The 1,332-nt window shown below is 37.6% G+C and carries 2 protein-coding genes; both read left to right on the top strand.

The genetic code is table 11. The annotated features are described in order from the left end of the window. A partial coding sequence (locus Q4567_RS22195) for a DUF2846 domain-containing protein (protein ID WP_303502480.1) occupies positions 1–553 on the top strand: 553 nt, incomplete at its 5' end. 113 nt (positions 554–666) lie between these two features. Continuing rightward, a complete protein-coding gene (locus tag Q4567_RS22190) occupies positions 667–1,248 on the top strand; it encodes a hypothetical protein (protein ID WP_303502479.1) in 582 nt (193 codons plus the stop codon). Positions 1,249–1,332 lie beyond the last annotated feature (84 nt).

Here is a 1,332-nt window from a genome sequence, read left to right as displayed (position 1 = left end):
CAGGCTCGCTGGGACAATAACACGTAGGCTCAGTCGCTTCGCTCCAATTTTAGCCTACGTGTTATTGCCCGTTATGCAGGTGTTATACAAAAAGGTAGGTATGAGAATTTTAGCGTTAATTTTAGTTACGTTTTTAGCTGGCTGTGCAACAACCAGCCCTAACTGCGAAATTCCCAGAGCAGAAGGTGAAGCGGCTACAACAATTGTCATATACCGCCCTTCGGCAATGTATGGGATTCTATATTCAACACCTTTTTCAATTGATAATTGCCGTATTGAAAATCTAAGCAACAACTCTTTCTTAGTCTATAAATTACCAGCTGGGCAACATCGAATTGCGGCGGAGCGTCGGGCAATGGCAGTTGGTGGTGATGGCGTAGTGTCCGGTAACTTTGAGGCAGGCAAAACTTACTACCTCCATTATTCAATGAGTGCCGGAGATTCATATTATGCACCGGGTGTGGGAGTGGGTTTTACAACATCTACTCAATTCTACATCACTTCTAAAGAGCTTGCTCTTGAGGTAATGCCAGATTTAATAAGTGCGGAGTGATGTATAACAATCCAATTAACCCGACACAAACTCGCTGGTTTCGCTCGTGCCTCGCGTATTTTAACCAACCTGTTTGCGCGGCTTATTAGGGGCGTTAGAATCTTGGAGGCACTTTGAACATTGATGTTATTAAAAATTGTTTTCCTAGTTATCTCGAAGAAGATGTAAAAGTTGTATTTAGAACTTTAAATTTGAAATCAAAGCACGAACCATACATGCCATTTGAAGTGCAAATTGATAACGAGAAGTTGGTAATTCCTCAAAGAATTTATTGTGAAAAAAGTCAGATTGAAAAACTTATTAAGTTAACTCCAAGGCAACAAGCAATAGGCTTTTGTTTCTTTTCGAGACACTGTGATGGGTATGTACGTGAGCGTTGTATTAGGCAAGTACTCAAAGTAAATGAAAAGTTTGTCATACCTTTTATTCTTCAATTACTAGGTGAATATGTGATTGAAATCATTGTATGTATCTATGACGAACGTGAATCTGTAAATAAACTTCACTTGAATAGTTTTATTAAAGATAATATGGAACACTATCAACGAATACACCAACGTGTTTATAGCTATTGGGACTGTTTTTATCGTATTGCATATCCTAAATATAGAAAAAACATAAAACCAATTGGTAATACTGTATTTGATTACCCTGGTATAAAACTATTAAAATTCATTAATGGCGCACTTATATAAAACGATTCTAACACATATGAGCCTCTTGTTGGTCAATAGGTATTAGTCATCTTTTGACCACTTTTTCAAGGTCAATCCAAACCT

The sequence above is a fragment of the Aliiglaciecola sp. 2_MG-2023 genome, from assembly GCF_030548145.1.
GTDB lineage: Bacteria > Pseudomonadota > Gammaproteobacteria > Enterobacterales > Alteromonadaceae > Aliiglaciecola > Aliiglaciecola lipolytica_A.
This window is presented reverse-complemented; position numbering and strand designations above follow the sequence as displayed.